Genomic DNA, 13,420 nt, shown 5'->3' with positions numbered 1-13,420 from the left:
TTCCATCTTCTCAGGGGTTCAGCGGCGTAAGGGCTGTCTGCTGTTCTCGTATCATGTTTGTTGAGAGGACGCTCTTCTTGCGTAAAACGCTGGGATCGAACTTGACCCAATTGCTACGCTCGTCCTGGCTGTAAAAGGTAAGATCCAGCGCGAGAATCGCCTCCGCAACCCGTTTGGGACAGCGGTGTGACAACCGATTGAGATTGCCTGGTGCCTTCTCCGGCCAGCGCAGCTCCCCCCATCTCAGCCAGGCATCCCTTGCAGCATCCCGGTCCTGCTCATGGTAAGCGCCCTCCAGTGTTTCGATAGCCTGCTCGATCGACTGACGCCGTACGGCTTCTGCCGGGTCGATTGCGGCGGGTACTGCAGCCTGTTGTTTTGATCGGTGACGACTCATGCGCCATACCACCAGGGTGGTGATCCAGCCTAGCGCCAGTACCCAAATGAGCCAGTGGGTCAACGGGTTGTCGGTCGACTCTGAAGCGACCGGCAGGTTGGCGGCTGCAGGTGTTGTTTCACCTGCTGTCGTTGAGGATCCACTCCGTTTGGAGAGTGGCGGTGGGACTAAAGCAGTGCCCCCCAGAACCTCGATATTGCGAGCAGGCAGACGGGCGGTCTCCATCCGGTCTGTCTCGGTGTTCCACCAGGGGACCTCGATGGCCGGCAGTTCGTAGTCACCGGGGTTCGCTGCCACCAATGTCACTTTGTTCTGGCGACTGCCAGTGATGCCTGCGCCGGAAAGGTTGTCTTTCATCTCCGGTCTGTCGGGGTACTGCTTAACGCCTTCCGGCAGACTCATATCGATGGCGGGTAGTTGAGCAGATGTCAGTCCGTCGGCAAAGAGCATGATAGTACGGGTCAGGGGTTTACCTGCGATCTGCTGGTTATTCTGGGTCAAACCTGTCTCGACAAGCTGCAGATTCCTCGCCGGTAACCAGTGCCGGGCATTGAAGTTCGCCGGGATCGGTTTGATATCGATGTTCACCGCATCAGAGACGGCGCGATAGATGTGCCGATCCACCTTCTGGTTGCCAAACGGACTGTTGAGCAGATCATAGATGGAACCGCCACGTCCGCCACCGCGTCCTGAGAAACGCACGCCATCGAGTTTCAGTTGACCGCTTTGATAGGCGAAGACTGCATAACGCCGCTCTACTACCTGATAGTTCTCTCCGGCGCGTTGGGTCTTGTACTGGGTTTCCGAGATACGCTGGATGACGGTGTCCGGCAGGTTGGATTTTGGATCGGAGAGCTGTTCACCCCGCACCCCCTCTCCCATAAAGAGCCGCAGGGTCAGGACGATCTCCTGCTGCAGATAGGCGCTGGTTTCACTCAGCTCCAATTCGATAAAGACATCGGAACCAGGGACGCCGTTGCTCTCACCCATTCCCTCGTTTACCTGGAGTCTTAGTGGTGCCGTGGCTTCCTTGCCGACGGGAATCGGCGGTATCTCCAGATTGCCGGTGGTTTTCGGCAGCAAGGTTAGATTGAGTCCACGGCTGCGTGATACATTGCCGTTGATCACACTGATACTCTGCTGCTGGGAACGCCCCAGGATCTCGAACTGGGTGTCGAGTACGGAGAGATTGGGTTTTGCTTCGTTCTCCCCTTTAATCTGAATAGTGAGTGAGACGGTCTCGTCCGCCGAGATGGCGGATCGGGAGAGACGTGCGCTTACTTCACCCAAGGCGCTCGAACTGCCTGCCAGCAGCAACAGGGTGAGAATGACAAATCGATATAGCGGGTATCTGAGAAACGATGGAAACTGCATCATGATTTCAAAGGTGTTGGTTGATGATTCGCAGGAGAGGCGTCTTGCAGTGTGCATCGGCGCTTAACATACTCCCGCTCTTGTTTTTCAGACCAGGAATGTGGTTCGGAGTTCGATAACGATGACTCCATGCGCCTCTCTCACTTATACTTATCGTTCTCTCCGTCTACTATTCTACACCGTGAAGATCATTCGTCGCCCCACCGTCTCCCAAAGCAGTAATCTGTCCGCCAACATTCATCCTGTCTTGCGCCGGGTCTATCAGGCGAGAGGTTTGGCCACGGATGTGGATCTTGAACAGGGTCTGGATCGGCTGCTGCCGATGGCTCCTCTTCTCGGGGTGGATGCGGCTGTCGAGCTGTTGCATCTGCAGCTGGAAAAGGGTGGACACATTCTCGTCGTGGGTGATTACGATGCCGACGGTGCTACCAGTACTGCGCTCTCCCTGCTGGCGCTGCAAGCGTTTGGCGGGCAGCGGCTCTCATATCTGGTGCCAAACCGGTTCGAATACGGCTACGGCCTGACGCCGGAAATTGTCGAGCTGGCGGCTGAAAGGTCGCCGGATCTGATTGTCACCGTGGATAATGGAATCTCCAGCCTGAAAGGTGTCGCACGGGCGGCGGAACTGGGTATTCCGGTATTGGTAACCGATCATCATCTGCCGGGTAAAGTGTTGCCAGACGCTGCCGCTATCGTCAATCCCAACCAGCCGGGTGACGGTTTTGGCAGTAAGAATCTTGCGGGTGTGGGTGTCATCTTCTATGTGATGGCTGCTTTGCGCAGTCGTCTGCGGGGAGTGGATTGGTTCAAAACAAAGGGGCTGCCCGAACCGAACATGGCCGAGTGGCTCGATCTGGTTGCGCTGGGTACGGTGGCGGATCTGGTGCCTCTGGATCGTAACAACCGCATCCTGGTGGAGCAGGGGTTGCGGCGCATCCGCGCCGGTCGCTGCCGCCCGGGCATCCAGACGCTGCTGGAGCTTGCCGGCCGTTCCCTGCATCGTGTAGTGGCATCCGATATGGGCTTTGCCGTGGGACCCCGTCTCAACGCCGCAGGCCGCCTCGAAGATATGGGGCAGGGCATCGAGTGTATGCTCACCAACGATCACAATCTGGCCCGACAAATGGCTGTCGAACTGGATCAGCTCAACAAGACCCGCCGCGAGATCGAGCAGGAGATGAAGGAACAGGCGCTGCAGGCGCTGGAACAGCTCCATCTTTCCACCGAGGGCGAACTGCCCACAGGACTTTGTCTCTTCCGTTCTGAATGGCATCAGGGGGTGATAGGCATTCTGGCCTCCCGTATCAAGGAGCAGTATCATCGGCCGGTGATCGCCTTTGCCGATGGCGGTGAGGGTATGTTGAAAGGCTCGGCCCGTTCAGTGCCCGGTCTGCATATCCGTGATCTGCTCGACCGTATCGCAGCCGCCGATCCAGGCCTGCTCGATCGCTTTGGTGGACATGCCATGGCTGCGGGCCTGAGCCTGAAACAGGAAAATCTGCCACGCTTCAAAGCGGCCTTCGAACATGAAGCGGCAGCTTTGTTGGATCCTTCCAGGCTGGTGGGGGAGGTGATTTCGGACGGAGAGCTTGATGTGACGGATTTCAATCTGGATCTTGCGCAGCAACTCAGGGTCGCCGGTCCCTGGGGACAGGGCTTTCCGGAGCCGACCTTCGATGGAACCTTTCAGGTGCGGCAGCAGCGTGTGGTTGGAGAACGCCATCTGAAACTGCGTCTTGCTCCCATGGGTGGACGTGAGAGTCTGGATGCTATCGCCTTCAATCAGGCGGACCTGGGGGAATTGCCCGGGCAGGTGCGGCTGGCGTATCGGCTCGATGTCAACGAATACCGGGGACAGATAACGCCCCAGCTGATAGTGGAGTATATCCAATTAACGAGATGAACGATTTTGATGAGGAAGAGGATCTCGGCCCCAGCAAGAGCGAGATCAAACGGGAGATGCTGGCGCTGCAGAAGTTGGGCGAACGCTTGACTCTGCTCTCCAAAAAAGAGTTGGACCGGATGCCTCTGAGTCTGGTTTTGCTGGATGGGTTGGAAGAAGCCAAACGCATCAAATCTCATATTGCCCGCCGTCGTCACATGCGGCGGCTGGGTAAGCTGCTACGCCACGAGGATCTCGATGCTATCGAGCGGGTGATCGATGAGATCGATAACAGACACCAGGCGGGTGTGGCGCGATTCCATAATCTCGAACGTTGGCGCGATCGACTGATTGCGGGTGACAGCAGTGTCTTTGGCGAGTTTTTGGCCGAATATCCCGCAGCTGACCGTCAACACCTGCGGCAGTTGATCCAGGCAGTGAAAAAAGAACGGGAGAGAGAGAAGCCTCCGGCTGCTTTTCGTAAACTCTTCCAATACCTGCGCGAAGTTGCCGGGGTTTGATCATGCAGAGAGCTAAGGCGATTTAAAGTTGTCGGTCTTTTTTACACATCTTTACAGCCTGGTTTCATCAGAAATCCATTCATTGATCTCACGTTGATAGAGAGGGAGTGGTGTTCTTCTGCACACCGGCATCTCGTTCGACTTCAGTGCGTTGAAAACGCTAAAAAGAATCTGTCGATTAATAATTTCAATTTAAATCAGATGGTTAGTTGATTATTTTTCATCTCCCAGTGAATGCTCCGGGGTACGTACTCCCGTTTGCAGATCAGCAGTAATCTTCATATCAATCTAAGTACTCTCTATTTTTTGTTTGCATAAACGCAGGTTTTGTCGTCGAAAAACTTTACAGTTATTCACATGGCGTAATGTTGAAACGATTTTACTTCTTGTTTTATATAGGAAAAATATTCCTGGCCTGGTTCTTGCTTTCGAATCTTCTTCGAAGTGCTAAAACAATCAGGACACGCTGAAAATTAGTCCATCTGCGTACTAGGGAGATAATAAAAATGCATCTTAGAAAACTGGCAATAGGATTGCTGGCATTCGGTATCACCACATCTGTACAGGCGATAGAATTGATCGATGGCCTGGGTGGAAATCGCGGTTATGGTGACCAGGCGATGTTGCCAAATGACGACGGCTCCAGCAATCTGCTGGATCTTCCGTTCAATATCAATTTCTACGGGAATGAGTTCAGCTCTTTCTTCATCAATAACAACGGAAACATCTCATTCGATAATCCGATCTCATCCTACACGCCTGATCCCTTCCCGGTTGCGAACCAACCTATGATTGCGCCCTGGTGGGGCGATGTGGATACCAGTCGTGATGGCCAAGTCGGTGAGGGTTTCGATCCGGATTTGCTGCCGACCGAAACATTCAACCCCAATGGTTTTGACCAGGAATTTGTTCCAGTTTCCGAGCTCCCCATTATTCCAGGTGATTTCGGCATACTCGTATCCACCTTCGATGGTGTGGATTACATCCTCTTGGATGATGCTTTGGAGCTGACTGGTTTTTTCGAGGAAGGTCCCGGTCCCGGCGGCGCTTTCGATGATGAACCGAACAATGTCTGGGTTGCTTCACCAAATGACAGTACTGTAGTTGTTACTTGGGACCAAGTCGGTTTCTTTCCCTCCGATACCTCCAAAACCAACAATTTTCAGCTGGTGCTGAGGGACGCATCGGCCGAGACTGGCGTTGACGGCGATTTTGATATCGAGTTCCGTTACGACCAGCTCGAGTGGACCACCGGTGATGCCAGTGGCGGCACTGACGGTCTGGGTGGCACCGAGGCGCAGGCAGGTTTTGATGCCGGCGACAATACCAACTTCCTCGCACTGCCAGGTTCTTTCAGCCCCGAAGTGCTGGAACTGCAAAACACCAGTAACGTCAGCCCCGATACCCCCGGACTCTGGACCTTCGCCATTCGCAATGGTGAACCACCTGGTGATACTCCAGAAAATCCGCTGATGCCGGTTGAGAATCAGGATGGTTGGGACTTCGACTTCAATGTTGTCGTGGGTCGACCCATCTTTATCGACCCCGACGTTGCTGTGGGTTATGACTATCAGATCGACAACCCGACCACCATGCCGCTGTTTCAGACAGTTTTACTGCCCAGCATCGGTGATGATCTGTTTGATATCTATACTTGGGATGGTACTGACTGGGTTCTTGTGGCAGCAGGTTGGGCGGCTGGCGCGAGCTATGATTTCGGTGCTGGCGGTGTCGACCGTTTTCGTATCCTTGGTATCGAAATTGCCGAGATGCTTGACCCGACGGATCCCACAGCCTTCATCACCGGACTCACCTTTACCGGTTCCGGCGCTGTCGGCATGAGTCAGAATCCAATTACGGTGTTTGTACCGCCGGTAACTGCCCCTGAGCCTTCGGTGCTGATTCTGTTCGGCTTTGGTCTTGGTGCTTTAGGTTTTGTACGCCGTAGGAAGCGGGCCTGAAAGCTGACTCAGTCGTAGACTGATGGAGACAAAAAAGCCGTCGCTACGAAAGTAGCGGCGGCTTTTTTAATCCCAGTGGATTGTATTTCTCGTAGCATGCTGCGAAGCGCCGCTCCTACTGGTTTATAGGGAAGCGCTTACTGCTTCTCGATGGGTTTGCAGTGATACTTCCTGGAGAAATGGTTGAAGATGTGCATCTGTACTGGAGCCTCTAAATTTTTTGGCTTCCCTTCAAGGTAGACCAGAAACTCTTTCAGTAAATCGTTGATTTGCTTTCCCTCATCCAGGCAGACGAAGTTTCTCTTCAGCGCTTTTTTATGCAATAGCATATTGCCGACCAGATTCATTCCGCCGAGTGTCCCGCCAAGAAAACCTCCACAGGAGCCGGCATCGAGCGCACGGTTGACAGCCTGCTGCGCTGTCTCCTTTTCCAATGGGGTTGTGATGGCCTCCTTGCATTTGTCGAGGTAATCCTGCCCGGAAAGTGCATAGGCATTTCCCGACAACATTAGAATGAGAGGCAAAGCAGTAAGTGAGCGATAGGTCGTTTTCATTTTTATAGCTTCCCTGATTATGAGTGGTGCGGTCAGCCATTTTTACACATTTTCTGAAACGCGAATAGAAATCCTGAACGGCAGGCCGGTTCAAATGCTGTGGAACAGGCAATCTCACCTTTGCAGACAGAAATGCCCGATCCGCTATGCTTGATCGTGCCAACGCTGGGCCGTAGCCATGCAAAGATCAATGGGGCTGAAGTGTTGGTTTAGCCGGGACATTTTCCAATTGCCAGTTTGATATTGCCCAGCCCCAGAAATCGTCGATGCCGGTAGGCCTTTCATCAGGCAGAGGCTGGCCCAGATGGTGCAGTGCCTGTAGCAGCGCCGGTAGAGGATGTCGATTCTCTACCGGGGCATCCTTGTACTGTTTGCTCAGCTTTCGCCCGTTCGCATCCACCGCCAGCGGCAGGTGAGCATAGACTGGTGTGGGCAGTTCCAACAGCTGTTGCAGGTGTATCTGACGGGGGGTGGACAGCAGAAGATCGGCGCCGCGTACGATGTGAGTGATTTTCTGCCAGGCATCGTCCACCACGACAGCAAGCTGGTAGGCGTGGTAACCGTCTGCGCGGCGGATAATGAAGTCCCCTATGTCGCTGGCCAGGTTTTGCGTCACTTCTCCCTGGATCAGGTCTTCAAATCTTGATGGATTATCAAAGGTTCGTAGACGGATAGCCCGTTCTTTCCTGCCCGCCCGTAGTCCCTGGCGACAGGTACCGGGGTAGACGGCAGACTCGATGCCTGGGCGGGCGGCGATGGTGATCTCTTTGCGCGTGCAGCCACAGGGGTAGGCAAGATCGTCTCTGTTCAGAACATCGAGGGCGTGGGCATAGGCATCGGTGCGTCGGCTTTGATGAATGATCTCGCCTTCCCACTCAAAACCGAAGCGGTCGAGGGTACGTAATATCTCATCGGCAGAGCCTTTGATCTCACGGGTCTGATCGAGATCCTCCATGCGAACCAGCCACTCGCCATGGTTGGTCCGGGCATCAAGATAGCTGCCAAGGGCCGCCACAAGTGAGCCGAAATGGAGTGGTCCGGTTGGGGAGGGGGCAAAGCGGCCGCGGTAGGATGGGGGCTGGTTGTTTTTGACTGAGTTCATGACAAGAATTAAAAAACCGGCGTGAGCCGGTTTTTTAATTCGCAGGGGTTGGACAGGCTCAACCCATCTGCTTCTCCCGGATCTCATCCAGGGTTTTGCAGTCGATACACTGGCTGGCAGTGGGCCTGGCCTCCAGGCGTCGGATGCCGATCTCTACACCGCAGGACTCGCAGAATCCATAGTCGTGATTGTCGATCTGAGTAATCGTTGAATCGATCTTTTTGATCAGTTTACGCTCGCGGTCGCGGGTGCGCAGTTCCAGACTGAACTCCGACTCCTGTGTGGCCCGGTCGTTTGGATCAGGGAAATTTGCCGCCTCGTCCTGCATGTGATACACGGTTCGGTCGACCTCTTCCATCAAATCCGCCTTCCAGGCCCGCAGGATGGCGAGAAAATGCACCTCCTGCTCTTCGTTCATGTACTCTTCGCCCTCAGCGGGCTGATAGGGCTCAAAACCAAACGGTCCTGAACTCACATCTTTTTTGGCTTTCTTCTGGGCCATTCACTGACTCCTGAATACCTCTTGAGTGAAGGGGACTATCTATACCAGAAACCCAGTTGCTAGACAACAAAATGGGTGTCTCTTCAATCAATGTTTGCTTGACATTAACTAGTATCGTCCAGATTGCCATTTTCTTAATGTGCCAAGTCAATTAATAGGACGATTCTTTTCCCCGAACTTAAAATTCCGCTTTTTTACGTGGGGGTGCAAGGTTGCGGTGGTTTGGGTAAGCTAGCGCGATTTGACTGATTAGTGAGTAAAGTAATGGCTGAATTGGAAGCGCTGATATTCGATGTGGACGGCACCTTGGCTGATACCGAGAAGGATGGTCATCGGGTGGCATTTAATCGGGCATTTGCCGATGCAGGGCTCGACTGGGAGTGGACGGTGGCGCTCTATGGAGAGTTGCTGGCGGTGACCGGAGGCAAAGAGCGGATTCGCTACTATCTGGACAGTTTTAATACCAATTTTGAGCGACCTGCAGACTTGGATGGTTTTATTGCCGCGCTGCACAAACAGAAGACCGCCCACTACACCAGTATGTTGGCGGAAGGTGCGATCCCCATGCGCAACGGGGTCAGGAGACTCTTGACCGAGGTGCGGGAGGCGGGATTACGGCTTGCCATCGCCACCACCACTACCCCGGCCAATGTCAGCGCGCTGCTGCAGCATGCTCTGGACCCGGCTGCCGAGGAGTGGTTCGAGGTGATCGCTGCTGGTGATATCGTACCAGCCAAGAAGCCTGCTCCGGATATCTATACCTGGGCCATTGAGCAGATGAAACTATCCCCCGAGCAGTGCATAGCCTTCGAAGACTCGGAAAACGGTGTGAAATCGGCTGCGGATGCCGGTATCGGCTCAATATTGGTCACTACCAATGATTACACCGAGGATCACGATTTCAATGGTGCGGCGTTGGTACTCGACCAGTTGGGCGATCCTGACGACAATTTTCGCGTGATCACAGGTGATGGGGGTGACGCCGGCTATGTCGATCTTGCGCTGTTGAGAGCCTTTCACGGCCGGGGTTGATACACCGTCATAATTACGCAGGAACCAGGGAAATGATCTCCATTGCCGACAGGATGGCACGTATCAAGCCCTTCTATGTCATGGACCTGTTGGCAAAAGCGCGCAGTCTGGAGGCCGAGGGGCGTACGATCATCCACATGGAGATCGGCGAACCCGATTTCATCACTCCAGCCCCCATCATCCATGCTGGAGAAGCGGCCCTTGCGGCGGGTGAGACCCACTACACGCCCGCCAAGGGGTTGCCCGCTCTGCGGGAAGCGATTGCCGGATTCTATGCCAGCAGCTACGGGGTGGATATCGACCCTGCCCGCATCATCGTAACGCCCGGGGCATCCGGTGCCCTGCAGCTGGTGATGAGTGTGCTGATCAATCCTGGAGAGAGCGTACTGATGGCCGACCCCGGTTACCCCTGTAACCGCCACTTCGTGGAGTTGGTTGACGGCAAGCCAGTGGGTGTGCCGGTGGGCGCGGATACGGGTTATCAGCTCACGGCGGAGATCGTGGAGATGGCATGGCGGCCGGATACCAAGGCCGTGCTGGTGGCGACGCCGGCCAATCCCACCGGGACGCTGCTCACACTGGAGGAGCTCACAGCGTTGCACGATACAGTCAGCCGTCTGGGCGGTCTGCTGATTGTCGATGAGATCTATCAGGGACTGATCTACGATGCCGTTGGAGGAACCGCCCTCTCCATCGCCGATGACATCTTCGTGGTCAACAGCTTCTCCAAGTTTTTCGGCATGACCGGATGGCGTCTCGGCTGGCTGGTGGCGCCTGAGGCTGCCGTCGACCCTCTTGACCGTTTGGCCCAGAATATCTTTCTGGCCGCCCCCACCCTGTCCCAGCATGCAGCGCTGAAGGCCTTTGAGCCGGAGGTGCTGGAGATACTTGAAGCGCGTCGGGTCGAGTGTCTGCAGCGGCGGGATTTTCTGCTGCCCGCGCTGCGCGAGATGGGATTTGAACTACCCGTCACCCCGCAGGGAGCCTTCTATCTCTATGCAAACTGCGAGACGGTCACGGATGATAGTTATGCCTTTGCCGAGGCGCTGCTGGAGGAGGCCGGAGTGGCCGTCACGCCTGGTCGCGATTTCGGCTTCAACCGGCCCGAGGCGCATCTGCGGTTCGCCTACACCACCTCCCTGCCCAACCTGGAAGAGGGAGTGGCGCGGCTGCGGAGGTTTATCAATCCATAGGAACAATGGTAACTATTCATCCCGCCTTTGTAAAAGGAGTGGCGCCATCGCCTCGATTTACCTACCTACGGAGTCATCATGGTGGGGCGCCGCTACGGTTGTCAGTACGATCACAGAGAGAAATCTCTCGTTTGTCCTTATTGGTCGTATTTTGGTTTGAAATCTCTTCCTGCGATCGAGATGACAAAGCATCAGAGATGCCTTGCTTTTCCCAGTTAAACCAATATCCACCTTAATTCAATGCCACAGGAACTGGCCGATGGTGCAGTTTTCCGGCCGGGGCGCTGTCTCCGCGGCCATGGCGAGAAACAGTTCGGCGGTTGCCACCGCGTCACTGAGGGCATTATGCGCTTTATACATTGGCAGATTGTAGCGCGGACGCAGGTTGAAGAGTCTGAGGTCACCGATCTGAATGGTGTGGTTGCGCCGCTCGAAACGTCTTTGCGCAAGGATCAGGGTGTCGATGGTGGGGATCACAAAAGGCGCTCCATATAAACGTCGGCATGCGGCATCGATGAAATTTTGTTCGATACTGGCATAGTGGACCAGCATGACCTTGCCTGCCAGCATGCGCAGCAGATCAGGCAGGACCTCTTCCAGCGGTGAACCGGCAGCGGACCTGTCATCGGTGATCTGGTGGATCACTGCCGAGGCCTCCGGGATATTCTCCACGACGCTGATGACCTCATGGCGAGTGGAGTCGAGACGGATGGTCATGTTGTCGATCTGCACCAGTCCATAGCTCAGAATGCTGTGCTTGGCGGGATCAAGTCCGGTTGTTTCCAGATCCAGTGAGACGATTTCCGCTTCACTGCAGCGGGTGTTTTTTTCGACATGCGGTGCCGACAGGAAATCCCGCATGACGCCAGGCCCGGTTTTGGCCAGTGCCCGTTTGCGTTGAGACTCCTTGTTGAGGAAGCGTTCCAACATGGCTCACCCAAAACGTCCGAGCTGGTAACGGCTTTCCAGGGTCTCCTGCATGCTCTGGATGACCTTGAAGGCGTCCTTCAGATGGGTTCTCTCCAGTTCTGAGAGGCTGTTGGGCGGCAGATAGTTGTCTGGTGGGACTCCATTGCGGATCTGTTCCGCCTGGTGGTTCATACGCAGGATAGCGATGAACTCCAGCGCATCCTCCAGATTCTCCCCCATCTCTTCGCTGAGTGAAGGCGTCTGCATCGCTGCGCGCAGCCGGTCGGTGGTATTGGTTGCGGGCAGTCCCTCGGCAAGCGCCAGTACGCGGGCGATGTCGGTGATCGGCACAATGCCCCGATGCTTGATGTCGAAGGTGTCATCGTGTTTACCGTCATGGATCAGCACGAAGGTGCGAAAGAAACCGAGTGGAGGCCTGTGCTGCAGGGCATTCGAGGCCATGTAGGCGATGAAGATGCCGTTGTTTTTGGTCTTTGCCAAAATCGACCCCTGCAGTGCTTCGAACAGGTTGTCGTCTCCATAGACCGGGCCGAGATCGAAAAAGATGCTGGAGAGCATCAAAGCCATGGGGTCGGGTTTGTCGATCCATCCATTGAAGTATTCACACCAGACGCGCAACGGCTGCCGCCACTTGGGGTTGCTGGCCATGGCTTTACCGGGACAGTAGACGTAACCGCAGGCATTCAGCCCGTCGGTGACGAAATTGGCGAGGGCGGCGAAATAGGTGTCGTGCTCCGGTTTCAGTTTGTTGGAGATGATCAGCGCGTTGTCCTGATCCGAGTGTGATGTCTGTTCCCGTCGCGCTTGTGAACCGCCGGCAACCCAGACGTAGGGAACGGGCGGAGCGCCGAGTTTCACTTCTGCCATTTCGATCAGGCGACGGGTGACTGAATCGGTGATGCAGGAAACCGACTCTCCGATATGCAGGGCAGAGGCGCTGGCGTTGCTGAGATGGAGCTGCAGGTCGGGCAGCCGTTTACAGGCCCGTGCCAGATCTTCGATGGTATTTGATTTGCGGATGTCGGTGGCGATGAAGGCAGAGTTGGTGTTCTGCTGCCGCGCCAGATCGCTGGCGGTCAACATGCCGAAGATTTTACCATCCTTCAAAACCGGCAGATGATGGACGTGCAACCGCGTCATGAGCAACAGGGCGTGAATCATCAGGGCGTTATGCGGGATACTCTCCAGGCTGGTCGACATGATGAGTCTGGCAGGCTGGTCGCTCGACAGCCCTTCGGCAATGCAGCGTTTGCGCAGGTCGCGGTCCGTGATAATGCCTGCCAGTTTGTCTCCATCGCGGATCATGACGGAGGAGACATTGTTCTCGGTCATGCGCTGTGCAGCCTGCTGGATCGAGCAGTTGACATTGATGAAAACCGCAGGTTTTTTCAACAGTTCATGGACTTCCACCGACATGTGGGCGGCATTGTTTGAGGATGTCGCCCGGGTGCCGCCGACAGCCCGTTTCAGCCGTTCCCGCATCGACTCGCTGAAGTGCTGATCAAAGGTGGCGGAGGTTTTTCTCAGTTCTCCGAGTTTATTGCAGGGCAACAGATAGAGCAGTGTGTCTTCAACGGCAGTGCCGTTGTGGCCCTGTTCCAGGTCGACGAGTTGGCAGGGGACGGGATAGATATCGCCTTCACCCAATTTCTCGATCAGCTTGCCGTTTTTGCCCCTTAGCTCGATGGCGCCGGAGCGTACTAGGTAGATGAAGCTGTCATCGGTGTCGGCAGGCGGAAAGGCGCTTTCGCGGCGCAGATAACGGATATCCAGGGTTTTTGGCAGTTGATTGAGCGCCTCTTCCGGCAACGCGTCAAAGGGTGGGCGTTGTGCAAGAAAATCTCTGATTTCGACCAGTTCGATTTCCATGGGGCAATACTAACCGAATTATGACGAAAAAGCCGTTTTGGGCGGTGTTCTTCCGACTGAATGAACACCGATTTTGTTGTCATTTCCATCCTTTGGTCCGTAA

11 protein-coding genes are annotated in these 13,420 nt (G+C 55.1%); 5 read left to right on the top strand and 6 right to left on the bottom strand.

Features of this window, described 5'->3' with window-relative positions; all coding sequences use genetic code 11:
• Positions 1-10: 10 nt before the first annotated feature.
• The gene (locus tag HPY30_03445; GenBank protein QYZ65130.1) at positions 11-1,828 is read right to left on the bottom strand and encodes a protein BatD; all 1,818 of its coding nucleotides are present in this window, start codon (positions 1,826-1,828) and stop codon (positions 11-13) included.
• Positions 1,829-1,892: 64 nt separating this feature from the next.
• On the opposite strand from HPY30_03445, the gene recJ reads away from it, so the two are divergent.
• The 3 genes from recJ to HPY30_03430 all read left to right on the top strand — a co-directional run bounded on the left by recJ (position 1,893) and on the right by HPY30_03430 (position 6,135).
• Positions 1,893-3,674 carry a single-stranded-DNA-specific exonuclease RecJ gene (recJ, locus tag HPY30_03440; protein QYZ65129.1) on the top strand — a complete coding sequence of 594 codons (1,782 nt, stop codon included), beginning with the start codon at positions 1,893-1,895 and terminating at the stop codon, positions 3,672-3,674.
• Positions 3,671-4,174, top strand: coding sequence for a DUF615 domain-containing protein (locus tag HPY30_03435; GenBank protein QYZ65128.1), 504 nt, complete (start codon positions 3,671-3,673; stop codon positions 4,172-4,174). Before recJ ends, HPY30_03435 begins: the two co-directional genes overlap by 4 nt.
• Before the next feature lie 506 nt (positions 4,175-4,680).
• On the top strand, positions 4,681-6,135 hold the full coding sequence (locus HPY30_03430) for a PEP-CTERM sorting domain-containing protein (protein ID QYZ65127.1): 1,455 nt from the start codon (positions 4,681-4,683) through the stop codon (positions 6,133-6,135).
• A gap of 137 nt (positions 6,136-6,272) precedes the next feature.
• Here HPY30_03430 and HPY30_03425 read toward each other — a convergent pair whose 3' ends face one another.
• The 3 genes from HPY30_03425 to dksA form a co-directional block, all read right to left on the bottom strand.
• Positions 6,273-6,689: a hypothetical protein gene (locus HPY30_03425; protein QYZ65126.1), complete on the bottom strand. Its 417-nt coding sequence runs from the start codon at positions 6,687-6,689 to the stop codon at positions 6,273-6,275.
• 187 nt (positions 6,690-6,876) lie between these two features.
• Positions 6,877-7,791 (bottom strand): tRNA glutamyl-Q(34) synthetase GluQRS, encoded by a 915-nt coding sequence (gluQRS, locus tag HPY30_03420; protein ID QYZ65125.1) that lies wholly within the window; start codon positions 7,789-7,791, stop codon positions 6,877-6,879.
• A 58-nt stretch (positions 7,792-7,849) separates the two neighbouring features.
• Positions 7,850-8,293, bottom strand: a complete 444-nt coding sequence (gene dksA, locus HPY30_03415; protein ID QYZ65124.1) for an RNA polymerase-binding protein DksA — start codon at positions 8,291-8,293, stop codon at positions 7,850-7,852.
• A 264-nt stretch (positions 8,294-8,557) separates the two neighbouring features.
• Between dksA and HPY30_03410 the strand changes: the two genes are divergently transcribed.
• Both HPY30_03410 and HPY30_03405 read left to right on the top strand, forming a co-directional pair.
• Positions 8,558-9,325, top strand: a complete 768-nt coding sequence (locus HPY30_03410) for an HAD family hydrolase (GenBank protein QYZ65123.1) — start codon at positions 8,558-8,560, stop codon at positions 9,323-9,325.
• A 32-nt stretch (positions 9,326-9,357) separates the two neighbouring features.
• On the top strand, positions 9,358-10,518 hold the full coding sequence (locus HPY30_03405) for a pyridoxal phosphate-dependent aminotransferase (GenBank protein QYZ65122.1): 1,161 nt from the start codon (positions 9,358-9,360) through the stop codon (positions 10,516-10,518).
• Positions 10,519-10,755: 237 nt separating this feature from the next.
• Here HPY30_03405 and HPY30_03400 read toward each other — a convergent pair whose 3' ends face one another.
• Together HPY30_03400 and HPY30_03395 are read right to left on the bottom strand one after the other, a co-directional pair.
• Positions 10,756-11,448, bottom strand: coding sequence for a 3'-5' exonuclease (locus tag HPY30_03400; GenBank protein QYZ65121.1), 693 nt, complete (start codon positions 11,446-11,448; stop codon positions 10,756-10,758).
• Positions 11,449-11,451: 3 nt separating this feature from the next.
• Entirely contained in the window at positions 11,452-13,317 is a 1,866-nt protein-coding gene (locus tag HPY30_03395) for a cyclic nucleotide-binding/CBS domain-containing protein (GenBank protein QYZ65120.1), read from the bottom strand.
• Positions 13,318-13,420 lie beyond the last annotated feature (103 nt).

Source organism: Gammaproteobacteria bacterium (ex Lamellibrachia satsuma) (assembly GCA_019623805.1).
In the GTDB taxonomy this organism is placed as follows: Bacteria; Pseudomonadota; Gammaproteobacteria; order Chromatiales; family Chromatiaceae; genus QGON01.
Note: the sequence above shows the minus strand (reverse complement) of the source record. Positions and strands in the feature narration are given on the sequence as shown.